22 protein-coding genes are annotated in these 21,589 nt (G+C 44.3%); 8 read left to right on the forward strand and 14 right to left on the reverse strand.

Going from position 1 to position 21,589, the window contains the following annotated elements; all coding sequences use genetic code 11:
• Positions 1-127 precede the first annotated feature (127 nt).
• From hemQ to ACXACN_RS12960, 4 genes are all read left to right on the forward strand, one after another.
• The gene (hemQ, locus tag ACXACN_RS12945; RefSeq protein WP_474966876.1) at positions 128-865 is read left to right on the forward strand and encodes a hydrogen peroxide-dependent heme synthase; all 738 of its coding nucleotides are present in this window, start codon (positions 128-130) and stop codon (positions 863-865) included.
• A gap of 915 nt (positions 866-1,780) precedes the next feature.
• Complete coding sequence (locus ACXACN_RS12950) at positions 1,781-2,203, forward strand: cell wall hydrolase (protein ID WP_474964959.1); 423 nt, start codon at positions 1,781-1,783, stop codon at positions 2,201-2,203.
• A 21-nt stretch (positions 2,204-2,224) separates the two neighbouring features.
• A complete protein-coding gene (gerQ, locus tag ACXACN_RS12955) occupies positions 2,225-2,737 on the forward strand; it encodes a spore coat protein GerQ (protein WP_474964961.1) in 513 nt (170 codons plus the stop codon).
• 89 nt (positions 2,738-2,826) lie between these two features.
• Positions 2,827-3,075 carry a hypothetical protein gene (locus tag ACXACN_RS12960; RefSeq protein WP_474964962.1) on the forward strand — a complete coding sequence of 83 codons (249 nt, stop codon included), beginning with the start codon at positions 2,827-2,829 and terminating at the stop codon, positions 3,073-3,075.
• A gap of 2 nt (positions 3,076-3,077) precedes the next feature.
• Here the strand turns inward: ACXACN_RS12960 and ACXACN_RS12965 are convergent, their stop codons facing one another.
• From ACXACN_RS12965 to ACXACN_RS12980, 4 genes are all read right to left on the reverse strand, one after another.
• Positions 3,078-3,446, reverse strand: coding sequence for a DUF423 domain-containing protein (locus ACXACN_RS12965; RefSeq protein WP_474964964.1), 369 nt, complete (start codon positions 3,444-3,446; stop codon positions 3,078-3,080).
• A gap of 12 nt (positions 3,447-3,458) precedes the next feature.
• Positions 3,459-3,758: a YwdI family protein gene (locus ACXACN_RS12970; protein ID WP_474964965.1), complete on the reverse strand. Its 300-nt coding sequence runs from the start codon at positions 3,756-3,758 to the stop codon at positions 3,459-3,461.
• A 794-nt stretch (positions 3,759-4,552) separates the two neighbouring features.
• Positions 4,553-5,896 carry a sodium-dependent transporter gene (locus tag ACXACN_RS12975; protein ID WP_474966877.1) on the reverse strand — a complete coding sequence of 448 codons (1,344 nt, stop codon included), beginning with the start codon at positions 5,894-5,896 and terminating at the stop codon, positions 4,553-4,555.
• 135 nt (positions 5,897-6,031) lie between these two features.
• Entirely contained in the window at positions 6,032-6,250 is a 219-nt protein-coding gene (locus ACXACN_RS12980) for a uracil-DNA glycosylase (RefSeq protein ID WP_474964966.1), read from the reverse strand.
• Positions 6,251-6,323: 73 nt separating this feature from the next.
• On the opposite strand from ACXACN_RS12980, the gene ACXACN_RS12985 reads away from it, so the two are divergent.
• Positions 6,324-7,040: a YwaF family protein gene (locus tag ACXACN_RS12985; protein WP_474964968.1), complete on the forward strand. Its 717-nt coding sequence runs from the start codon at positions 6,324-6,326 to the stop codon at positions 7,038-7,040.
• 192 nt (positions 7,041-7,232) lie between these two features.
• Here the strand turns inward: ACXACN_RS12985 and ACXACN_RS12990 are convergent, their stop codons facing one another.
• Both ACXACN_RS12990 and ACXACN_RS12995 read right to left on the reverse strand, forming a co-directional pair.
• Positions 7,233-7,541 carry a phasin family protein gene (locus tag ACXACN_RS12990; RefSeq protein ID WP_474964969.1) on the reverse strand — a complete coding sequence of 103 codons (309 nt, stop codon included), beginning with the start codon at positions 7,539-7,541 and terminating at the stop codon, positions 7,233-7,235.
• Entirely contained in the window at positions 7,538-9,202 is a 1,665-nt protein-coding gene (locus tag ACXACN_RS12995) for an ABC1 kinase family protein (RefSeq protein WP_474964970.1), read from the reverse strand. The genes ACXACN_RS12990 and ACXACN_RS12995 overlap by 4 nt, the downstream gene beginning before the upstream one ends.
• Before the next feature lie 220 nt (positions 9,203-9,422).
• On the opposite strand from ACXACN_RS12995, the gene ACXACN_RS13000 reads away from it, so the two are divergent.
• Positions 9,423-10,322: a GNAT family N-acetyltransferase gene (locus ACXACN_RS13000; RefSeq protein ID WP_474964972.1), complete on the forward strand. Its 900-nt coding sequence runs from the start codon at positions 9,423-9,425 to the stop codon at positions 10,320-10,322.
• Positions 10,323-10,333: 11 nt separating this feature from the next.
• Positions 10,334-11,200, forward strand: coding sequence for a fructosamine kinase family protein (locus ACXACN_RS13005; RefSeq protein ID WP_474964973.1), 867 nt, complete (start codon positions 10,334-10,336; stop codon positions 11,198-11,200).
• Between the two features lies 1 nt (position 11,201).
• Here the strand turns inward: ACXACN_RS13005 and ACXACN_RS13010 are convergent, their stop codons facing one another.
• Positions 11,202-12,170 (reverse strand): YbgA family protein, encoded by a 969-nt coding sequence (locus tag ACXACN_RS13010; protein ID WP_474964975.1) that lies wholly within the window; start codon positions 12,168-12,170, stop codon positions 11,202-11,204.
• 192 nt (positions 12,171-12,362) lie between these two features.
• Here ACXACN_RS13010 and ACXACN_RS13015 point away from each other — a divergent pair, with 192 nt between their 5' ends.
• Positions 12,363-13,715, forward strand: coding sequence for a YjiH family protein (locus ACXACN_RS13015; protein ID WP_474964976.1), 1,353 nt, complete (start codon positions 12,363-12,365; stop codon positions 13,713-13,715).
• 516 nt (positions 13,716-14,231) lie between these two features.
• On the opposite strand, the gene ACXACN_RS13020 is transcribed toward ACXACN_RS13015, so the two are convergent.
• The 7 genes from ACXACN_RS13020 to ACXACN_RS13050 all read right to left on the reverse strand — a co-directional run bounded on the left by ACXACN_RS13020 (position 14,232) and on the right by ACXACN_RS13050 (position 21,589).
• On the reverse strand, positions 14,232-14,897 hold the full coding sequence (locus ACXACN_RS13020; protein WP_474964978.1) for a type 1 glutamine amidotransferase domain-containing protein: 666 nt from the start codon (positions 14,895-14,897) through the stop codon (positions 14,232-14,234).
• A gap of 57 nt (positions 14,898-14,954) precedes the next feature.
• Positions 14,955-15,767, reverse strand: coding sequence for a GNAT family N-acetyltransferase (locus ACXACN_RS13025; protein ID WP_474964979.1), 813 nt, complete (start codon positions 15,765-15,767; stop codon positions 14,955-14,957).
• Positions 15,768-15,827: 60 nt separating this feature from the next.
• Positions 15,828-16,844 (reverse strand): acyltransferase family protein, encoded by a 1,017-nt coding sequence (locus ACXACN_RS13030; protein WP_474964980.1) that lies wholly within the window; start codon positions 16,842-16,844, stop codon positions 15,828-15,830.
• A 171-nt stretch (positions 16,845-17,015) separates the two neighbouring features.
• Entirely contained in the window at positions 17,016-18,257 is a 1,242-nt protein-coding gene (locus ACXACN_RS13035; protein WP_474964982.1) for an aminopeptidase, read from the reverse strand.
• A gap of 74 nt (positions 18,258-18,331) precedes the next feature.
• Positions 18,332-19,756 (reverse strand): cryptochrome/photolyase family protein, encoded by a 1,425-nt coding sequence (locus ACXACN_RS13040; RefSeq protein ID WP_474964983.1) that lies wholly within the window; start codon positions 19,754-19,756, stop codon positions 18,332-18,334.
• 156 nt (positions 19,757-19,912) lie between these two features.
• On the reverse strand, positions 19,913-20,380 hold the full coding sequence (gene ribH, locus ACXACN_RS13045; protein WP_474964985.1) for a 6,7-dimethyl-8-ribityllumazine synthase: 468 nt from the start codon (positions 20,378-20,380) through the stop codon (positions 19,913-19,915).
• 15 nt (positions 20,381-20,395) lie between these two features.
• Positions 20,396-21,589 (reverse strand): bifunctional 3,4-dihydroxy-2-butanone-4-phosphate synthase/GTP cyclohydrolase II, encoded by a 1,194-nt coding sequence (locus tag ACXACN_RS13050; RefSeq protein WP_474964986.1) that lies wholly within the window; start codon positions 21,587-21,589, stop codon positions 20,396-20,398.

The following is a 21,589-nucleotide window of genomic DNA, read 5'->3' on the forward strand; positions in this document are numbered from 1 at the left end:
GATACTCCAAAAACTGTTCACTCTTTTGTCATACCCGCATCGTTATCTATCCAAATGTAAATGTGTTATATTTATGAAGGATGTTTTATTAGGACAATACTTCATTGTAAAAGGAGCGATCGATCCTATGCCAGAAGCAGTAGTTACCATGGACGGTTGGTATTGTTTGCATGATTTTCGTTCTGTCGACTGGACAGCATGGAAACATGCATCAAACGAAGACCGTCAAGAAGCGATCAATGAATTTAAAGAATTGATCGGTCAATGGGAAGAAACAGAACGTAACAAAGAAGGTAGTCATGCTTTATATACAATAGTCGGTCAAAAAGCAGATTTCATGATGATGATTCTACGCCCGACAATGGAAGAGTTGAATGAAATTGAAACAGCTTTCAACAAATCCAAGTTGGCAGAATTCACGAAGCCTTCCTATTCGTATGTTTCTGTCGTAGAGCTTTCCAATTACATGGGGAATGCGAATGAGGATGATCCTGAAATTCAGGCACGCCTGCGCCCTACCCTTCCAAAATGGAATCACATTTGTTTCTATCCAATGGACAAGCGCCGTCAAGGCAATGACAACTGGTATGTTCTTGAGAAAGATGAACGTGCCAAACTCATGTATGCTCACGGCATGACAGGACGTCAGTACGCAGGAAAAATCCGTCAGATCATCACAGGATCCATCGGCTTTGACGACTGGGAATGGGGCGTCACGCTATTTGCTCATGATGTGCTTCAGTTCAAAAAGCTCGTTTATGAAATGCGCTTTGATGAAGTGACCTCCCGTTATGGTGATTTCGGGTCTTTCTATATCGGAAATATCCTCAAACCAGACGCTGTCGAACAATTTTTACAAGTATAAGAAAAAAGCTGCCAGCTCACCTGGCAGCTTTTTTACATCCCCAACCTCCTCCACTAACTCTCCCTTTTGTGGAAGACTTAGTTTCGAGATGTTTGTGAGAGGTTTTAAGGGCTGTGGGGAATGACTCGCTTTCCGCGGGAGCGCGGTGAGCCTCCTCAGGCTAACGCCTTGCGGGGTCTCACCAAGCACTTTTTTCCTCGTAGATATCCGGTTCCGGCGCCTAGCGGCTAGTGAGACTTCCCTCGCTTCTGTACGATAAGTCAACATCGAATCACTCCGTTCTTCGTGTTTCCTTTATCTCCGCCAGCTCAGTCCAGTCCATACGCCGCTGACCAAGGCGCCTCCACACTTAAGATAGGAGTCTCGCCATTCCCCTCCGCCCCTTTGCCATATAAGTGTCTCGAAACCACTTCAAGAATAAGCAGTTTTCCTGCGTCATAGGATTTGGTCGATTTAACTTAAAGCATCGACCCAATTGTATTTTTAAGCTTGCTATATAGCGCTTTAAGTTAGGGAGCATTGATTTTAGAAGACCCTCCATGCGTGTGCGTGGGTTCGTTTCTCACATTATTAAATGGGGTGGTTGGGAAGCTGCGAGACTCCCGCGGGAATGGATTGGCTGGCGAGACCCCGCAGAGCTTTAGCTCGAGGAGGCTTGCCGCCATCCCCGCAGGAAAGCGAGTAGCTTCCCAACCACCCCTGACGCTCAACTCAGCAACGAACCCCGAACCATCTCGAAATTGAGTCTTATAGAAACCTGCCATATTGTTTAAGAATAGCAAAAGGACCATCCCTGCGTGGGAGGTCCTTTTTTTGTTGTCCAGCAGAAATTATTTTTAATCATAACTCCATGGGCGTCCAACATATAGTGTTAAAGAACATGCAATCATGCCTTTATTAAAGTGAGGTGACCGCATGGCTGTTATCCCCTTCAATCAGGCCGACGTCAAATTGTTAGCCAGACTTATGAGAGCAGAGGCTGAGGGAGAAGGTAAACTAGGCATGCTTATGGTCGGAAATACAGGGGTCAACCGTGTGCGTGGGGATTGCATTGATTTTACGGACATCGATTCGATTCGTAAGATGGTGTACCAGAGTCCAGGTGGGTTTGAGGCTACTCAAAAGGGATACTTCTACCAAAGGGCACGGGAAAAAGACAAACGGCTGGCAAGAAGGACGATCAACGGTGAGCGGTTCCACCCTGCCACGAATTCTCTTTGGTTTTTCAAGCCTTCGGGAGACTGTCCAGCTCAGTGGTTCGGCCAATGGAATACGGGCAGGTTCAAATCCCACTGCTTCTATTCTCCGACTCGGTCTGACTGTCCTACTGTTTATTAATTCCAATAAGGAGTGATTCAATTGGCACAAAAGAAACCGCAAATGGGCGGACAGGGTCAGGGGCAAGGTCAAGGACAGCCGATGTATGGCGGTCAATCTTCCCCGTATTACGGCCAAAACCCGTATATGCAATACTATCCAAGTGCACAGATGCACCAGGGTATGCTCCCACCGCAAGGGCAGCAAGGCGGTCTACAAGTTCCACAAATGCAGCAAGCCCAATCAAAAGGAGTAAACCCTCCGAATATGTTACCTTCCGAAGAATCATACATTGAAAACATTTTACGACTGAATGCCGGGAAGCCCGCCACGGTGTATATGACTTTTGAAAACAACGACCAATGGAACGCCAAAGTTTTCAAAGGTATCGTGGAAGCGGCAGGAAGAGACCACATCATCCTCAGTGATCCTCAAACAGGGAAACGTTATTTACTCTTGATGGTCTATCTGGATTACATTACATTCGACGAAGAAATCAACTACAATTACCCGTTTGGCGCAGGTCAGGGTATGGCCAATTATCAGCCCCGTTAACGAAGTAAAAAACTCGCTATTTCGGTAGCGAGTTTTTCATTTCCGTATTCAAAATTACTGGCTAAACGCCAAAAGAAAAGGGTGTGCATATGCGACCTCCATACGAGAGTTACCACAGAGCCCAATTAGGTGCCCTTTTATTAGCTGTCATCCTTGCCGTGATTGGTATATTCCAACTCGACCACCAGTGGATCATCTTACTGATGTTTTATGTTCTAGCGGCGAGCTTCGCCCTGGAAGGTATGCTCGAGATGAAAAGACAGCAAAAAGTAAATGCCATCATTCAACTATTGAGAGCTGTCATCCTATTATTTTTCACGACCATCCTGTACTTTTAACATTAAATATATTTAATGACGGCATAGCCCAGCAAAATCCAGCCGATCAAAAATGACAGGCCTCCGAGCGGAGTAATCATGGCAAATACTTTGATCCCAGACGTAGCATAGATGTAAAGACTTCCGGAGAAAAGCAGAATTCCTATGAAGAAAAACCACCCCGCACCGGTCATAACACCGGTCTGGATTTTGCTCATCAATAAAGCTGTGACGAACAATGCCATCGTATGAAACATTTGATAATCGACGGCTTTCCCCCATTGATCCAATCCTTTTTCTGAGACTTTCCCTTCAAGTCCATGAGCTCCGAACGCACCTAAAGCGACGGATAAGAATCCATTGATTACGGCTAAAACTAATAAGAGCTTCATTTCTTCTCCCCCTTAAAAATCGAAAATGGAAGACCCATTGGCCTCATCATGGTCGATTTTTGTTTCTTTATTCTCTTTCTGGACAGGCTCAGACTTGTCTGATCCCATCATCTTGCGGATTTCTTCAACTGTTGGTTCTTGAACGGGCCCTGGTGAACTTTGTGGACTTGCGCCTTCCTCTAACAATAAGTCGGCAAGCAGTTTCACAGAACGCACATGCTCCCTCACTTTGTGTTCGTTTCCATGCTGCAGCATGGCTTCCTGTATCTCACTGGACATCTTTTTCAAGACTGTTTTGTTTGTGATTGCCATAGGTTGTTTTCTCCTTTTCCATAAAAAGATGGTACTCTGTCGTAGTTTAACACGTTCCCCTCTCCTCTGTCCTTTTCTTCCCAGCAGTTTCATCAAATGTTAAAAAGTGACCCTACTGATTTTGAAGAAAAGCTCCCTTTTATGGAAGACTCAGTTTCGAGACGTTTGTGTGATTCTAGGGGCGGAGGGAAAAGGTTCGCTTTCCATGGGGCGGGCGGTGAGCCTCCTCAGGCTACGCCTTCCGGGGTCTCACCTGTCCCACACGTCCCATAGGAGTCTCACCGTTTCCCTCCGCCCCTTGACCATAAGAGGATCTCGAAACTCCTTCCAGGATAAGCTGCTTTACCTACAAGGAGAGGAGGTTGTTAATCATTATACCTAACACCAATGTAGTAGAGGACACTCTTCCCTCCTACGCAGGCATGATGCGCTATGTATCGAGCTTTTAGGTCCTGAATACCCGACGTCGGGAGGTTAATATTCTCGTATTTATTCAATCTTACAAGCTGATTCTTCCAGGAGTGATTTCGAGAGTCTCCCATGGCAAAGGGGCGGAGGGGAATGGCGAGACTCCTGCGGGAAAAAAGTGCAGGGTGAGACCCCGCAAGGCGTTAGCCTGAGGAGGCTCACCGCGCTCCCGCGGAAAGCGAGCTATTCCCCTCAGCCCCTACCCACAGCACAAAAGTCTCGAAATCGAGTCTTGAACAATCCTGCCATTTTCTTTAATAAGGATATGTAAAGAGCCCACGTGTAAAAAAGCCCCCGACGATAGGTCGGGGGCTTGGGTTGTGGCTTTATAGGGAGATGACTCCGATTTGGTTTAGGAAGATCACTATGATCATAACAGGGGCTATGAACTTGACGATTGTGAACCATAGGTTGCCAAGCAGCCCGTTTTTCATATCGGTAGCTTCCAATGCTTCGGACTTCTTGAAGTACCAGCCTACAAGAAGGGCCATGGATAGTCCACCTAGTGGAAGCAGGATGTTGGAAGCTATATAATCCATAGAATCAAGGATGTTCAAGTCTCCAATCGGTGTCACGCCGGACCATAAGCCAAAGCCAAGGGAAACACCAATTCCAAAGACAAACATGATGGACCCAACTAACACACTCGTAGCAAAACGCGTCCACCCGAAAGCTCTCATGAAGTAGGCAGTCGGTACTTCCAAGATAGATACAGATGAGGATAAGGATGCCAGGATCAAGGCAAAGAAGAACACCAATCCGATCATTCCGCCGAATGGCATCTGCTCAAAAATACTTGGAAGGGTAATAAACACAAGAGGCGGTCCTGAACTTGGATCAATGCCAAAGGCAAACACCGCTGGAAAAATCACCACACCTGAAATGATGGCGAAAAATGTATCCATAATCCCGATGCCAAGTGTTGCACTCGGCAACTTGTTTTCTTTTTTCAAATAACTGCCGTACGTCAGCATGGCTCCCATACCAAGGCTCAGGGAGAAAAAGGCTTGACCCAGGGCAGCTATATAGATGGATGGATTGCTAAATGCCGTCCAATCGGGCTGGAACAAGAATTTCAAACCTTCTGAAGCCCCATCTAAAGAAAGGCTGAAGACTGCAAGACCAATCAAAATGATGGCCAGCAGGGGCATGAAAATTTTGTTTGCCGCTTCAATTCCTTTTTTTACACCACTCAAAACAATGACGATGGTCAGAATCATGAATAGTGCCGTCCAGGCAATGGGGTGCCAGGAGTGGCTGATAAATTGACCAAATGCCCCATCATAGCCAACTTCAGGCGAAGTAAAGAATGAACCATTGATATAATTCCAAAAGTAAAAGATCGCCCATCCAGCTACTACGGCATAAAACCCTAAGATCAAGAAAGCACTGGCAATACCAAAGAACCCTGTTAAATACCAGGGAGTCTTAGGGGCCAGCTTCTGGAATGAACCGACAACGTCACTTCCCGCTTTCCTTCCAATACTAACTTCAGTCAATAACAGGGGCACACCGATTAAGAGTACAAATAATAAATACAAGATCAAAAAGGCGCCTCCACCATTATTTCCTGCTACGAAGGAGAACCTCCATATATTTCCAAGTCCGACAGCTGAACCCATTGCGGCTAGCATAAAGCCCAGCTTCGTCCCCCACTGTTCTCTCGCCATACTCACTTTACTCCACTCCTCTCACTCATTCATCTTTTTTCAGCCGCTCTCTATTTTTCTTCAGCTTACTGAAATATTCATCAGCATACCATAGAATAAGCGAGTGTAAATACATATTCTGAAATTTCATTTAATTTACAGTCGATAATCGATCATCGAAGAAGTCTCAGGTCGACTCTCCTTCTTTTTTAGATTCTTTTCAGCAAATTGCTGGCATTCGGTACCTGTCGATTTTAAAACCAGAGCGGATGGCATTTCTTTCGTTTTGAAGCCATAAGCTTCGCACGCTCTTGGAAAAGCCGGGTTCCAGGTCGTCCGAAAATGCTTGCATCGAAAGCAGTTCATCTTTTGCATATCGACCCTCTTTTCTGCCAAATGATATGGTAGAATCATAGCACAGCTAAAGCCCTTACTCTAGGAGGCTATTATGGAAAGATGGTTCAGTGAACAAATCGAACAATCCTTTACTGCATTCGGTACTGGACATAAATGGATGCTCAGCACCTATTTGATTGTTTCTGTAGCGATTCTGCTTATGCATAAACCCTTAAAAAAATCCGTACGACTACATAACATCGTCCGCTACAGTCTATTACTGTTGCTCATTCTTTCTGAAATCAGTTACCAAACGTGGACGATTATGCATGGGCTTTGGATGGAAGGGAGCCACCTCCCCCTCCATTTATGCGGGGTCGCTTCTTTATTAGGTGTGGTCGCACTCCTTACCTATCAACCGAAACTCATAAAGATTACTTTTTTCATAGGGATTCTGCCAGCTGCCATTGCCTTGATCACTCCAGACATCCCTCATGGATATGAGCACTTCCGCTTTTGGAAGTTCTTTGTGCATCACATGGCTATCTCCTGGACCAGTCTTTTTTTGATCGTAACGACAAAGGTTGCCATTAAAGGCAAAGACTTAGTGGAAACTTTCTTCTACCTACTGATCTACAGTGTGCTCATCTTCATTTTCAATACGTTCTTCCAGACCAATTACTTGTATTTGAATGGTCCTCCTATGGCAGGGACCCCTCTGGATTGGATGGGAGAAGGGGTTATGTATTATATCAGTCTCGTTATTACAGCATTTTTAGTCTTTTCCCTTACGTATTTTCTTTACAAGCTCATCAAGAAAACGAGGTAGACTCCCCTAAAAGAGGCTTCTTACCAACTTGATGGGACACATTACTGTTATAAATATAGGTACGTCTCTCCCTCGACATGGGGCAACGTACCCGTCTATCTCGAATTTAAGCCTCTCGCAACCCTGCCATTAATACTAAGGTTTTTCAAAAAGAAATGCCCCCGTTTTTGTGAGACGGGGGCATTTCTTTGATTATCTTCCATGAATGTTTTCAAGCCTTTCGATGCGAGCTTCCAGTTTTTCGTATTCTGCTTTTGAAACAAAGCCTAATTCCTTCATTTGGTCCTGGAATTTGGCTTTAGCTTGCTCATTCCATTCTTTGTCTTTGCTTTGCCCTTTTGAAATCCAGTGATTCATCCAATTGTTGACCATGGTCTTCGCTTGCGAAGGGCTGATTTCTCCGCGCTTCACCATATCGTTGACCATTCTCTCAAAACGTTCCTTGCCACTGATGGCAGCTCCTAAGCCAAGATGGAATCCTTTCTTTAATAGATCACTCATCCTTCATTCCTCCTATTGTGATGAATTCGTTTTAACATCCTCAAATGATTGAACGAACTTACGAGAAATCCTAATACACCGATTCCTGATAAAATGCCCCCGATCCATAAATTAGGGAGGACAGGAACGATGAATGTGTAATAAAGAGCAGCTGCACCGATTCCTGCGATCACGAGTGAAAAAAATGTATAAACGAGATAAAATTGATGAAATAAATGGTTTTTTTGATGATAACTCTTCCATTCTCTCTCCTTATCTCCATCTTCTAGAAACTCGACCAACGCTCTCGGTAAGGAAAGGAGTGGCCTGGCTGTCTCTTTGGCGATTTCTTTATATAAAGAAAAACTGGAAGCTTCTCCTGACATCCATTTCTTAATCACTGGTCTGCCCCACTGAATCAAATCGATTTGAGGATACACCGTTGTCAGTACTCCTACAATGATTGACGTCGCACGTCCCAAAAATGCATAATCGGCCGGGAGCTGAATCGGCTGCTCTTTCACAAACTCTTGTAAATCGCCCAGCATATCATTCATCATATGCGCATCCAACTTGTCAAAGTTCCCATCCAAGTACATGTCTGTGGTCTGTTTCAACAGTTTCTTTACTTTTTCTGTATCTGCATCAGGAAGTAAGAAATCCATTTCCTGCAGCGATTCAATGACTCTGTCGTAATCATCCAATATGAAGCCTTGAATCATTTTCCGGATTGAATTGGCATCTTCGTTTTTGATCTCTCCAACCATTCCAAAATCGATGACAACGACCGTTCCATCCTCTTTTAACATCAAATTTCCTGGATGAGGATCAGAGTGGAACATGCCTGCATACAGAAACTGTTCCACACACAAATCAAACAACGTACGGGCAATTTTCTCCCTGTCGATGTTATGCTTTTTAATAAACGATAAGTCCGTAATTTTCGCTCCTTCAATCCATTCCATGACAAGGACACGCTTCGTCGATAATTCTGAATAATAGTCAGGAATATAGACATCATCAAAGTCTGCAAACCTCTTTTTGAAATGGTTGCCGTTTTCAAGCTCCATCGTGAAATCCAGTTCATTGCTGATCACTCGAACAACTTCCCGATACAAAGCGGGGAGATCTGCTTTCTTCCCGTAAACAGTAAGCTTATCCAGCATCCAAAATACAATTTTCAATGCTTTAAAGTCCATTTGAAATGTGTCGCGGACGCGGTACCTTTGAACTTTGACCGCAACGGGGGTGCCGTCTTTCAAATGAGCTTTATACACTTCTCCAATCGAAGCGGATGCAATGGAATCTTCATTAATCGTTGAAAGGTATTCATCGAGAGGGGCCTGCCAATCTTCCTCTATGGTCTGCTTTGAATACTGGAAGGGAATGGGCTCAACTCTGTCCACGAGCCCCTCTAATTCTCTAATAAACGATTGAGGTAATAGATCTCCCCTTGAACTTAAGAATTGACCGAACTTGATTAAGAGGCCACCTAACAAAACAGCTTTTTTCCGGTATTCTTCCGCTTGCTTTGCCAGCATCTCCTCCCATTTGCGCTTCGTATCCTGATCCCAAATCCGGTGCCTTTTTTCAAACCAGAAAATTTGTATGAGAAATTTCAACGCCATCCAGACGATAATGGAAATTCTGTATATGGATATGTATTTTAACCGTTGTCCCATTTTCCTCCCCCTTCACACTTCTGTACTTCATTCTTCCCTTCTATCATTTCAGTCAATCATAAAAATAAAAGCTTTGTTTCATAGGTTTTCACAGGGCACTTCAAGAGAGGTCAACATTAGAAGAAGAGAAGAGATGATGGCAGCACGCAGCTATCTCCCCTAACAGTTGCGCCTTCTATCCCAACTGTGTGAAAATTTACTATACAAAGGAGTGTTGCTCATGCATATTCGTGAATTGGAAGTCAAAGAGTTGCATACCGTCGCTGAGTGGCTGTTTAAAATGAATGAACAAGATCACCATTATGTGGCCTGGATGGCTTCTGAACAAAACGAGATCTTTGAACAGATCTGGACGTTGACGCAGTTCAAAGAGCCTCTTGCCTATGTGGCTTGGGAAGGAGAAGAAATCATTGGATTCCTCGGCATTCTTCCTTTTTTCGAACAAAAGTTATGCCGTTTACTGGGGCCTTTCGCGATCAAGAACCAAGAGGAAGTCATTGAGCGTTTATGGGACAAGGCTTCTTTAACAGCGCAGCTGCACTTTGACGTCGTGAAGGTTGCCTGTTTTGCTGCAAATCAAGCACTCGTTTCCTTTTCAGAGAGACATGATTTTCAAATGTACAATGTAGAACGGACGTTAGCTGTCCATAAATCTTTGTATGAAGCCAATGAAGCAAAAAACACATCCATCGTCGGACTTAAACAGGAAGACTATGCGGCATTGAATGACATTCACCCTTCCGCCGCCTACTACACGACGAAAGAAATGTTGCATCTATCCGGAGATGAGGGCAATTACCTTTGGGGTTACCAGCAAAATCGAGAGTTGATCGGATACATCTACTTTGAAACGATTATCCCAGGCCATGAAGGGGAAATCTGCTTTGTAAATGTAGCCGCTGATCACCGGAGCAGTGGTGTCGGTTCGGAACTTATCCATCATGCACTGCAATATGCATTCTTTGCCCTCGAATTGGATGTGGTCACTATCTCGGTTAGAACAGAGAACGAGCAGGCAGAGGCCTTATATCAACAATTCGGGTTCAAAGAGATTCATACCATCTATGCCTATCAAAAAGAAATGAAACCCGAACCACCGATTTCCATGACCATTCATTAGGAGGGAGTACGATGGAATCTTTCATTCGTGAAACAGTAGAAAAAGTTAACGACACCTCCCCGCTACGTACCATCCAATCTGTGAGCGGTGGGGATATCAATCAATCCTATTATGTAGAAACAGATCGTCGTCCTTATTTTATTAAAGTCAATGAAAAAGTAGAGAGCCACTTTTTTAAAGCAGAAGCAGAGGGTTTGCGTCTGATCAAAGAAACAGGAGCGATCCGAGTGCCTGACGTGTACTATTATGACTGTCCTGAAGGGAATGAAAAAGCCGCTCTTGTCATGGAATGGATTGAAAAAGGACCCAATCATGCTTCCCATTCCCTCGGTAAAAGCCTGGCTCACATGCATCTGCATACATCTGAGAAGTACGGATATGGCAAGCCAACGTTCGTTGGTGAATTGGATCAACAGAATGAGTGGTGCAAATCTTGGACAGAGTATTACAGTCGCTATCGATTAGGTGGACAGTTAGAAATAGGCGTTTCAAAAGGTACGATAACAGGACATCGTGAAGAACGATTGAAAAAACTGATGGAGCGAATCGAAGATTACATTCCAGATAAACCAAAAGCCTCTCTCCTGCACGGCGATTTATGGGGAGGGAATTGGATGACCACTACTGAGGGTGAACCTGTTTTAATCGATCCGTCTATCTTGTATGGAGACCACGCGTTTGAACTTGCCTTCACTGAGCTGTTTGGAGGATTTCCGCCAAATTTCCTGGAGCAGTACCATACGCATTTCCAACTTCCCGATGACTATCAAGATACAAAGGCGGTCTATCAGCTTTTCTATTTGCTCGTCCACCTTAATATGTTTGGTGAAATGTACGGATCACAAGTGGACCGGATTTTGAAATCCTACATCGGATGATTCAGGAATAGGCTCTCCCCTTTCCTGAATCCGATATTTCTACAAGTTCCAGAGGATAAGGCTCAAAATACGTTTGCTGTTTAAGGTATTCACTTTGAAAACGGGCGACCCAACAATTCAATACACTCAAAACAGCACTCAATGGTAATTTTTCAACTTTATATTGTTCCAACAAGCTCTGGAAGCTTTCCTTTTCTTCTCTAGACAATTCTTTTTTGAAGTATCCTGCAATATGCTGACAGACGTTCACGTGGGCACTCGGTTTAGCCGGCTTACTCATGAGTTCATGGAGCAAGGGTTCGTAGATTTGAATGACACTTTCAAATGCAAGGTGATCATGATTGGCAACGGTTTGCCCCATCTTCTTGAGCGTACCAGGATGATAGGCCATAAATAGATATTTGTTTCGGGCGTGAAACTGCTGCAAACCTTTCATCCCCTTTTCTTTCTTCACCTCCCGGAAATCAGCCAGCGTAAATAATTTCGTTAAAAAATGATGCCTTAAGGTGAAATTCTTCAATCTCCCTTCTTCTTCAATCGCAAGACCTCCATGGCGATGAAGAATTTCTTTAGCAAATAACCCCGAGGTCTTTCCAACCACTTGAGAATTTTCTTCACTCTGATAAACTTTCACATCATGCATGCCGCATGTCGGTGATCGGTTTTTCAACAAGAAACCGTCGACCTCAGTTAGATGATCGAGAAAACCTTCTGAGAACTGTTTCATCGTATCCGTAAGGTTCTTCCCCGTTTTTGGCTGGACGAGTTGCTCTTCTTCTCCATCTATCATACGTATCACTTCACGTGGCACCCCAAGTCCAATCTCAACCTCTGGACAAACCGGAATGAATTCCACATACGACTGCATACGCTGAACGGCTTTATCCGGAATAACAGCACCATTATAACGAACTTCCGCAAACTCCAGACAACGACTGACAACAACTTTTGGCTTCGGGAAATCACTCATGATCCTCTCCCCTTTCTCACAAATACAAGTATTAGCAAACGTTCCTCAATTTCCACTCCCATAAACACAACTTGGCATACATCTACAAATTTCCTATTGGTTTTTGACAGAAAACGTAATAGAATAAGTAATGTTGCATAATTATTCTCAACCACTTATAAATAAAACAAACGACGTTAGGAGAGATTTTGGATGAAAGCGAAAGACTTCAATGCATCTTCCCATTTAAAATTCATTATTCCATCCTTGATCGGGATTTTCCTATTTATGTTTCCGATCTTCGGGGATGACGGAGCCGTGACCATACCGATCGCAATTCTTGCCGGTTGGGTGGAGACATGGCTAGCCGACTATTTATCCTTGATCATGACGATTATTATTACGATTACTGCCATTGGAACGGTCATAGCAAAGTTGGCTGGAAAAGAAGCACTGAGCGGTTCACCATTTTTCCAGTCTCTATTTAATGTTCCACCGGTATGGGTGGTTACTCGCCTTTTAGGTATGATTTTCGCTATCATGGTTTACCTTGAAATTGGACCTGAAGCAATCACCAGCGCAAACACAGGTGGGTTGCTTCTTGATTCCCTTCTGCATGTTCTCTTCGCCGTTTTTCTATTTGCAGGTCTATTTTTACCACTGCTTCTGAACTACGGGCTGCTTGAACTGTTCGGGATCATTTTAACAAAAATCATGCGTCCACTTTTCCGCCTGCCTGGACGCTCTTCCATCGATTCCTTAGCCTCCTGGTTAGGAGATGGAACCATCGGTGTCCTTCTTACGAGTAAACAATACGAAGAGGGTTATTATACGAAGCGTGAAGCAGCTGTCATCGGGACAACCTTCTCCGTCGTATCCATCACCTTCAGTCTTGTAGTCATTCAAGAGGTCGGTCTTGGCGATATGTTCGGTCAATTTTACTTAACCGTTGCTATTGCAGGATTCATTGCTGCTTTGATCATGCCAAGAATCCCACCTCTGTCAAGAAAAGCGGATACGTATGTAACGGAAGAACCAAGTGATCAAAAAGAAGAAGTACCAGAACATCACAATCTAATTACCTATGGGTATACAAAAGCTGTAGAAAAAGGCAGCCAAGCAAAAGGAGTCGGTCACTTCCTGAAGCAAGGAAGCAAGAACATTCTTGATATGTGGATGGGTGTGGCTCCAATCGTTATGGCGCTGGGTACAATCGCGCTTGTCATTGCTGAGTTCACTCCATTTTTCACATGGATCGGCATGCCTTTCATTCCACTTCTTGAGCTGATGCAGGTTCCTTATGCTAAGGAAGCGTCAGAAACCATTCTTGTTGGTTTCGCTGACATGTTCCTCCCTGCCATCATCGGCTCTTCCATTGAAAGTGAATTGACTCGTTTTATCATTGCTTCGCTATCTGTAACGCAATTGATTTATATGTCTGAAGTTGGTGGGCTATTGCTAGGGTCTAAAGTCCCAGTCAATATCAAAGATCTTTTCATTATCTTCCTTCTACGGACAATCATCACGCTGCCGATTATCACTCTAATTGCACATCTATTGTTCTAACCCATAAAGCCCTTCCTCCACCAAGGAAGGGCTTTTTATATCCTACTCTATAAAACCCTGATTACTTATTAGTGTAAATGACAGGATTCTGTAAGACTCAGGTTCGAGACTTTTGTGGGAGTTAAGGGGCTCCGGGAAAAGGTTCGCTTTCCGTGGGCGAGTGATGAGCCTCCTCGAGCTAACGCTCTGCGGGGTCTCATCTACCACGCACTTCCCACAGGAGTCTCACCGTTTCCCTCCGCCCCTTTGCCATGTCAAGATTCTCGAAACCACACCTGAATATCAGCTTTTATCATAAACGATAATGGAGTATATATACCGTTCTACAGGACGTAAAACCTTGATGCAGAGCGCTTTCATTTCTAACAGTTGATAGTGGAAGACAATTCAACTTGGTAAAGGGATTCGTTTTCTCATACCCCTAACTTTCAACTCGGCAAACGAACCCCGGTTATCTCAAAACTGAGTCTTCCACAATCGGGAGGTTATATAGAAAAACCGCTAAGCTTTGGGGGCTTAGCGGTTTTTTAGGAGTTCGAGCATTTTTTGTGCTGTTGTCAGGCTGGACTGTGGGTTTTGCCCGGTGACGAAGGGATCGTCAGTGACGACGTGATCAGAGTAGGCTTCCCCTGACTCAAACTCTGCTCCCGCGTCTTTCAAACGATCCTCCAGCAGAAAGGAGACAGCGGAATCGAGACCCGTATCTTTTTCTTCCTCATTCGTAAAACCCGTGATTTTTTTTCCTTCTACGAGCGGGCGACCATTATGGTCTTCCACGCCTACAAAGCCTGCTGGTCCATGACAGACGGCTCCAATCACTTTTTGCTCGGTTAAAAAGTGGCGAAGTAATTCTTCAAGTTCCTGGTTATCCGGGAAATCGACCATCGTTCCATGTCCACCGCAAAGAAAAATTCCTGCAAATTCTGTTGGGTCTATGTCTACAAGTGGAACTGTCTTATTGATTGGCTTCATGACGCCATCCCAGACTCTTGGCAGTTCATTGCTATAACTATTAGGGTCAATGGGAGGACGTCCTCCTTTGGGACTGGCTGCTACAACTTCATAGCCCGCTTCCTGAAATTCCGTGGCAGGCTCGACAAATTCCTGCAGCCACAATCCTGTTTCATGTTTTCCGTCCAATTGGTCCGCATTCGTCACAATCATCAATATCTTTTGATCCATGATCAGCAACCTCCTTGTCCATATCCCTCCTATTATTTACAAATGAATGCATTTCAATCACAATACTTTTTTCATCCACACTTGCTGCATTTGGGTTTCAAAACCTTCTTGCTTCAATGACTCGAACGCCGGGGACTTCTCAGGTATATTGAAAGCGGTGATGACGGTATCTGGATACCTCGCAAGGAGAGCTGTCACCGTTTCTATCCATCTGTTTTCTGAGTGGATCTGAAAAAGCGTCATCCTCCCCTTTTGGGGCAGCGTGAACATCAGCCAACCGACGACTCCCTCCTCGTATAGGACTTTGACCCGCTCGGCTTTCTCATTGCAAAAGGCCTGGTTCTGCCAAGGATATATCCCTTTGAAAGACTGTTCATTCCAAGCTGGCTCATCCATAGATTTTAAACGTATTTGAATTTCGGGAGTCTTCCCACTTTTGGTTGATCTCATAATATGTAAACGATCCATGACATCATACCCATAGGCTTCATACAAAGCGATGGCGGCTCGGTTCGTAGAAATCGCTTCTAATGTAGCTACCGATGCCTTTTCTTTTTCATACATAGTTAAAGAGGAGTGGACCAATAGACGTCCCACTCCTCTTTTTCGATACGAAGGATGTACAGCCGTCCCTCCGTTGTATGCCGTTTTTATTCCTTCTATTTCTTGAATGCCATTCAAAACGATCCCTACAGGCTTCAGCCCATCGAACACGATGAATGAATACGCAGAAGACAAGCGTTTGGCACTCATCATGCTTAGAAATCCATCCCGATCCATATGAATGGATACCGGATAATCTTGAAAACCCTCATTTAACGCTGTAAGAGCATCTTCAGTCGAACAGTCTTTCATAGACACCACTTTCATCTTCTTTCCTCCTCCGTTTATTCCTAATCTAACATTCTCTATAGAGGAGGGAATTCCTTCTTAGGACTGAAGGGAAGAGTCTTTATGATGGATTCGGTACCACCACTTCTTCAAAAGCTGTATGCGCCCTTCGATAAATGGCTGAGTGAGCGTTCGTATAATCTTACTGGATAACATATACACGATCACAGCTGCTACAATCGCAAGACCTAAGACATCAAACACGTGGTCGACCTTGAACCAGTCGGCCTGGCGGAAAAATTGAATGAAAAACCCGTGCAGCAGGTACACGTATAATGTCCTTCCACCGAGGTAAGTTAGTCGGTATTGCGTATTGGGAACCCACGCAAATACACTGATCGTCATGATGGCGGCAAGCACGTAGACACCTAAACGGAACACGCCTCCCATTTCAGGACTTCCCAGCACTTCATACGATTTGGAACCGAGCAGCCAACCTGAGCTGAATTCCGGAAATGAAGCGATGACCGCGGCTACAATGGCCATAACGACTAGGCTCGCTTCTTTCACTCGGCGGGTTCTCCATTTGTGCACATGTTCTTTCGTCAACCAATATCCTACAAGGAAAAAAGGGAAGAAGACGAACGTTCGTGACAAGCTGAAATGATGACCGATGTCATTGAAATACCCAACGAGCACTCCGATTTGCACCGCTATAGCCACTCCAAGGAATGGAGGGATTTTTTTGAACCAATAAAGCAGGATATGCCAGCAGAACAAACTGAACAGGAACCAGAGAGACCAGTGAGGATAGAAGATTCCGCTCAAGGTCGCTCCTTTTCCAATGAAGAAGTAGTATCCTGTATAAACGAGTTGAAAAATGAGATAAGGCAAGATCAATTTTTTAGCTAATTGTAAGATGTAGTCTTTCTCTCCTGATCCCTTCGCAAAGAACCCCGCAAGAAAAATGAATGCAGGCATGTGGAATGTATAAATCCAAGTATATAATGTGTACATCGGCCTTGATCCCTCTGTAAACGGCTGAATGATATGACCAAAGACGACGAGAAAAATTAAAGCGAGTTTGGCATTATCAAAAAAGGCATCACGTTTCATGTTGTCTCACCTTTCATTATCGATTCATTCTCTATCTCATATTTACCACATTCCTGTACTTTTTAAGTCACTTTTATTCATTCTTAAACCATCTGTAACCAGATTGTTATCTTTTGTTGTGAATGGTGATATCAAAAAAAAGAGACATCCGTTGAGGATGCCTCTTTGGTATTATTCAAAGTCGATTGCCCATGAGCCTTTACGGAAAATCGCTTCAAATTCACCTTCTTTTGTTTCACCGTCAATATCAAGCTCATCCGAACCCATCATGAAATCCTCATGAATCAAGCTGTCATTGACGCCGTGGGACTCCATTTGTTCTTTGTTGAAGGAAGATCCTCCGCGGATGTTCGTCGGATAAGCTTTCCCTAGAGCCAAATGGCAGGAAGCATTTTCATCATAAAGGGTGTTGAAGAAAATATGTCCTGACTTAGAAATTGGCGATTCATTCGGAACTAGAGCAACCTCTCCAAGACGTTTGGCACCATCATCGCTCTCGAGTAGATGTTTCAATGTTTCTTCTCCAGATTCAGCTTTGTAGTCCACGACTTTCCCATTTTCGAATGTCAGGGTGAAGTTCTCAATCAAGTTCCCTCCATAATTGAAAGGTTTCGTGCTCGTAACTTTTCCTTGAACCCCTGTTTTGTGTGGCATGGTGAACACTTCTTCTGTCGGGATGTTCGGGTTGAATTCTGTCCCTTTTTCTGAAGTGGTTGAACCACCGTGCCAGATGTGGTTGTGCACAAGCTCAATGGACAACTCTGTACCTGGTGCCTTATAGTGAAGTTTTTTATACTGCTTCTGATTCAAATACTCTCGTGCTTTACGAAGCTTTTCGTTATGTTCTTCCCATGCCTTGATCGGATCTTCCTGATCCAAGCGGGTAATATGGAAAATTTGTTCCCATAACTTGTCCTGCGCTTCTTCAGCAGAATCATCCGGGAATACTTTTTGGGCCCATGCTTCTTGCGGGTAGGCAATGATTGACCATGTAGTTTTATCATTCATGATATAGTCTCTATACTTCGTCAAAGCTTCTGCACTGGATTTATTCGCTTTAGCAATCCGCTCGGAATCAATGCCCTGGAACAAGTCCGGGTTTGGTCCGTAAATGGATAGAAGCGCATACCCATCCTTGACCATTTCCTCCAACCCTTCCGCTTTCCATTTCGGAAAGCTCTCCAGGACTTCCATAGGAGCATTCTTCATTTTCATGAAACTGAGGACTTCATCATTCCATTCCAAATGAACATTCTTCGCCCCTCTGCCATAAGCTTTGGCTGAGATTGTGCGGACGAGCTCAGCGGCTTCAATGGGAGCATTGATGATCAACCCTTGGCCTCTTTGTAGATTCACACCTTTTTTTAATGCGAGGTCTGCATATTTCTCTAATTGTTTTTGATGTTTACTCAATGTCTACCCCTCCAACTTTTTCATTCTCTTACTATTATTTCATAATCCTGATATGTTTCCTAGAACGAACGCTTTCACGCCTTGTCTTTGAACATTTCAATGGCTCGTTCTCTCATCGTTTTGTGGTCGACGATGGGTTCAGGATAGTCTTCCCCAATGATACAGCCTGCTTCCTTTTGCTCTTCTTCTGTCATCTTAGCGGGTTCATGGATGTATTTCTTTTTCACGTTTTCAAGTTCAGGCATCCACTCTTTGATGAAACGGCCATGAGGGTCAAACCGCTCCGACTGCCTTGTCGGATTGAAGACACGGAAGTACGGGACAGGATCTGTACCTGTTGAAGCCGCCCATTGCCACCCACCTATATTAGAAGCAGGATCATAATCCACCAGCCGTTCAGCGAAGTACCGTTCCCCTTCGCGCCAGTCCATGAGCAGATCTTTCGTCAAAAATGAAGCGACAGCCATACGCAACCGATTATGCATCCAACCTGTTTCATTCAGTTGACGCATCGCGGCATCAATAAGCGGAAAGCCTGTCTGACCCTCTTTCCACTTTTCAAGCATATCGTCATCATTGTTCCACGGAATCCCTCTGTATTTTTCCACCATTTCTGTAGAATCAGCATCCGGGTAATGATGGTAAATCATGTTATAAAAGTCCCGCCAGGCAAGTTCAGAAATGTACGTATCCACCCCAGATGTATTTTTTCTAAAATCTACTTCCTCGTCGATTTTATGAAAGATGGTCCTGACGGATATGGCCCCTGTACGAAGAAAACGAGACATCAGACTAGTCCCATCGACGGCAGGAAAGTCTCTTCGATCATCATAATCGTAGATGTCCTCATCCAGAAAATCTTCCAGCCGCTTTAGCGCATCGTTCTCTCCAACGCGTTCATAAGTACCCTCTGTTTTTCGAATCAAATCATCATAGGCACGCTGGCCTTTAGAAAACTTCTTCCTCTCATCCAGTGCAGCAGATGATAACTGATCCCTATCCACTTTTTGAATGGCCGGTTTCTGTAGCTGCTTCCACTTTTTAAGATAGGGTGAGAACACTTTGTAGGCTCCCCCATCGTTTTTCTTCACTTCATCCGCCCCATGCAGATGATGGTCAAGGTATGAATAAATCTCCACATCCTGATCACGTAAGTATTCGGTAACAGAATCATCCCGCTCTTTCCCAAATCCGACTTCATCTCTATTGAAATAAACCCTATCCACTTTCAATTCCTCAACGAGGTGTTGAAACGCTTCATCGGTATCCCCATGTATGAAATGGACAGGAGCCTTCACTTCTTCTGCTCTGTCTACGAGACTCTTTAAAGTCTGGAAAAAATAATCATGTCTCGGTGTAAAGGTTTCATTCAATGATGGATGGATATGAAAAAACAGAACGATTTGATCATCGTCTTTTGTATGTTCTATCGCTTTAGCTAAAGCGGTGTGGTCCTGTAACCTTAAGTCTCGCCTAAACCATACAGCTCTCCTCGTCATCCTTCCGCCTCCTTCATTCCTTACCCTTCCTTTTTACATGTCGAGATAAACTACGGGATCATCTTTTGCTCTTTGATTAGCGAAGGGGGATCCTCAAATCGGATCCCCCTTCGCTAATCAAAGAGCTGACCCTCGTGCTGGTCAGCTCCCCTTCATTTATTCGAAGTTCTTGAGCAGGGTTGCCATTTCTATGGCTGCGGTAGCTGCTTCCCAACCCTTGTTTCCTGCTTTCGTTCCCGCACGCTCAATCGCTTGCTCAATGGTGTCAGTCGTAATGACTCCGAAGATGACAGGAATGCCACTTTGTTGTGACGCCTGCGATACTCCTTTGGCCGCTTCATTACATACATAATCAAAGTGCGGTGTAGATCCCCGGATCACGGCTCCAAGTGTAACGACAGCATCGTATTTCCCTGAGTTCGCCATTTTGCTTGCGACTAAAGGAATTTCAAATGCTCCTGGTACATAAGCGACTTCAACATCATTCAATTCGACGCCATGACGCTTGAACGCATCAACAGCACCTTCGTACAATTTACCTGTAATAAAATCGTTGAAACGACCTACAACGATTCCTACTTTTAGTCCTGTGCCTACGAGATTACCCTCTAATGTTTTTACCATGTTTCATCATCCCTTCTAGTAGTGAAATAAGTGTCCCATTTTAGACTGTTTTGTTTTCAAATATCTTTCATTTTCTTCTCTCGATTCCATTTGGATTGGAACGCGATCCACAACTTCCAATCCAAAACCACCCAGGCCGGAGATTTTCTTTGGATTGTTCGTGAGAAGGCGCAGCTTTGTAATGCCAAGATCTTTAAGAATCTGTGCACCTACTCCATAATCTCTTAAATCAGGGCCAAAACCCAACTTTTCATTCGCTTCAACTGTATCCAAACCTTCTTCCTGAAGTTTGTAAGCTTGAAGTTTATTCATGAGTCCGATGCCGCGACCTTCCTGCCTCATATATAAAAGCACGCCGCTTCCGTTCTCAGAGATTTGTCTCAGTGCATTGTGCAGCTGTGGACCACAGTCACAGCGGTAGGAGCCGAACACATCACCCGTCAAACATTCGGAGTGGACACGAACGAGCGTCGGTTCATCCGGGTTGATCTCCCCTTTGACCAGCGCGATATGATCTTTAAAATCAATATCGTTTGAAAAACCGACCGCACGGAAATCCCCGTATTCTGTCGGCATTTTCACTTCTACTTCACGTTTGACATGGTTTTCTTTCTTATGGCGGTATTGAATAAGGTCTGCAATCGTAATCATGGGAAGATCGAACTCATCGGCCATTTTTCTAAGGTCAGGCACACGAGCCATCGTTCCATCGTCTTTGATGATTTCACAAATGACACCAGCCGGACGCGCTCCGGCAAGTTTCGCAAGGTCTACAGACGCTTCTGTATGCCCAGCACGACGCAAGACTCCTCCTTCTTTCGCAATTAAAGGAAATATATGTCCAGGCTTCTGAAAGTCTGCTGCCGTCGCTTCTGGATTCAACATTTCCTTAATTGTCAAAGCCCTTTCATCCGCGGAGATCCCTGTTGTCGTATCTTTATGATCGATACTTACGGTAAAGGCCGTCTGATTAGGGTCCGAATTGTTATCGACCATAGGTACAAGTTTCAGGTCCTGAGCCAGTTCATTGGTCACCGGCGCGCAGACAAGTCCGCGGCCATGCTTGATCATGAAATTGATCATTTCTGCAGACGCATATTCAGCAACCCCTATTAAATCTCCTTCATTCTCACGGTCTTCGTCATCACATACAATGACAAGTTTGCCCTGCTTTAAATCTTCAATTGCCTTCTCTACTGAATCAAACAT

This window comes from Halobacillus sp. AWM4_238 (assembly GCF_056158265.1).

Coding starts and splice junctions, on each gene's coding strand:
- ACXACN_RS13040 (WP_474964983.1), bottom strand. CDS start 19,756: ATGACGAGGAGAGCTGTATGGTTTAGGCGAGACTTAAGGTTACAGGAC.
- ACXACN_RS12980 (WP_474964966.1), bottom strand. CDS start 6,250: ATGCAAAAGATGAACTGCTTTCGATGCAAGCATTTTCGGACGACCTGG.
- ACXACN_RS12990 (WP_474964969.1), bottom strand. CDS start 7,541: ATGAGTGATCTATTAAAGAAAGGATTCCATCTTGGCTTAGGAGCTGCC.
- ribH (WP_474964985.1), bottom strand. CDS start 20,380: ATGGTAAAAACATTAGAGGGTAATCTCGTAGGCACAGGACTAAAAGTA.
- ACXACN_RS13005 (WP_474964973.1), top strand. CDS start 10,334: ATGGAATCTTTCATTCGTGAAACAGTAGAAAAAGTTAACGACACCTCC.
- hemQ (WP_474966876.1), top strand. CDS start 128: ATGCCAGAAGCAGTAGTTACCATGGACGGTTGGTATTGTTTGCATGAT.
- ACXACN_RS13000 (WP_474964972.1), top strand. CDS start 9,423: ATGCATATTCGTGAATTGGAAGTCAAAGAGTTGCATACCGTCGCTGAG.
- ACXACN_RS13020 (WP_474964978.1), bottom strand. CDS start 14,897: ATGGATCAAAAGATATTGATGATTGTGACGAATGCGGACCAATTGGAC.
- ACXACN_RS12950 (WP_474964959.1), top strand. CDS start 1,781: ATGGCTGTTATCCCCTTCAATCAGGCCGACGTCAAATTGTTAGCCAGA.
- ACXACN_RS12995 (WP_474964970.1), bottom strand. CDS start 9,202: ATGGGACAACGGTTAAAATACATATCCATATACAGAATTTCCATTATC.
- ACXACN_RS13010 (WP_474964975.1), bottom strand. CDS start 12,170: ATGAGTGATTTCCCGAAGCCAAAAGTTGTTGTCAGTCGTTGTCTGGAG.
- ACXACN_RS13050 (WP_474964986.1), bottom strand. CDS start 21,589: ATGTTTGATTCAGTAGAGAAGGCAATTGAAGATTTAAAGCAGGGCAAA.
- ACXACN_RS12975 (WP_474966877.1), bottom strand. CDS start 5,896: ATGGCGAGAGAACAGTGGGGGACGAAGCTGGGCTTTATGCTAGCCGCA.
- ACXACN_RS13030 (WP_474964980.1), bottom strand. CDS start 16,844: ATGAAACGTGATGCCTTTTTTGATAATGCCAAACTCGCTTTAATTTTT.
- ACXACN_RS12970 (WP_474964965.1), bottom strand. CDS start 3,758: ATGGCAATCACAAACAAAACAGTCTTGAAAAAGATGTCCAGTGAGATA.
- ACXACN_RS12965 (WP_474964964.1), bottom strand. CDS start 3,446: ATGAAGCTCTTATTAGTTTTAGCCGTAATCAATGGATTCTTATCCGTC.
- ACXACN_RS13025 (WP_474964979.1), bottom strand. CDS start 15,767: ATGAAAGTGGTGTCTATGAAAGACTGTTCGACTGAAGATGCTCTTACA.
- ACXACN_RS13015 (WP_474964976.1), top strand. CDS start 12,363: ATGAAAGCGAAAGACTTCAATGCATCTTCCCATTTAAAATTCATTATT.
- ACXACN_RS12985 (WP_474964968.1), top strand. CDS start 6,324: ATGGAAAGATGGTTCAGTGAACAAATCGAACAATCCTTTACTGCATTC.
- ACXACN_RS12960 (WP_474964962.1), top strand. CDS start 2,827: ATGCGACCTCCATACGAGAGTTACCACAGAGCCCAATTAGGTGCCCTT.